The following is a 474-nucleotide window of genomic DNA, read 5'->3' as shown; positions in this document are numbered from 1 at the left end:
GAGCAAGGTCGGTGTCGCCGTCGCCGTCCTTGATCTCGTAGGTGAAGGTCTCGCTGGTCACGCCCGCCGGGAACGATGCCGTCGTCAGCGCGTAGGTGTAGGTTCCGTCGGAGTGCAGCGTCAGATTGCCGTAGGTGCCGGCAATCACCGTTGCTCCCGAGATCGTCGTGTAGGTCGCGCCGGCGGCATTGGCTTCAAGGCCAAAATAGGCCCGCGTCACCGCACCGCCGACCGCTGCGCCGTCCGCGCCGATGGTGTCGGCATGATCGCCGACGCTCGCACCGGCCGCGCCGAACACGTTGCCGTTCGTCGAATGGCCAAGCCCTTCCGTCACGCTGTTGGCATCGTTGGCCGCAACCGGGATGTCGTCGACGATTGAGATGACGATCGATGCCGGCGTGGCATCGCTGTCGCCGGTGGCGTCGGTGACGGCAATTGTGATTGTGTCGCTGAAAGGGGTGGCCTAGCCCTGGC

Annotated in this window: 1 protein-coding gene; it reads right to left on the bottom strand. The window is 65.6% G+C overall.

Annotated features, from left to right (window positions below; all coding sequences use genetic code 11):
* Positions 1 to 334, bottom strand: a 334-nt coding sequence (locus EN852_RS35075) for a VCBS domain-containing protein (protein WP_135879616.1), incomplete at its 3' end; no start/stop codon positions are given.
* Between the last annotated feature and the right edge of the window lie 140 nt (positions 335 to 474).

It is taken from the genome of Mesorhizobium sp. M2E.F.Ca.ET.209.01.1.1 (genome assembly GCF_004010375.2).
Taxonomy (GTDB): Bacteria; Pseudomonadota; Alphaproteobacteria; order Rhizobiales; family Rhizobiaceae; genus Mesorhizobium.
The sequence above is the reverse complement of the archived record's forward strand: the minus strand, read 5'-3'. Positions and strand labels throughout refer to the sequence as shown.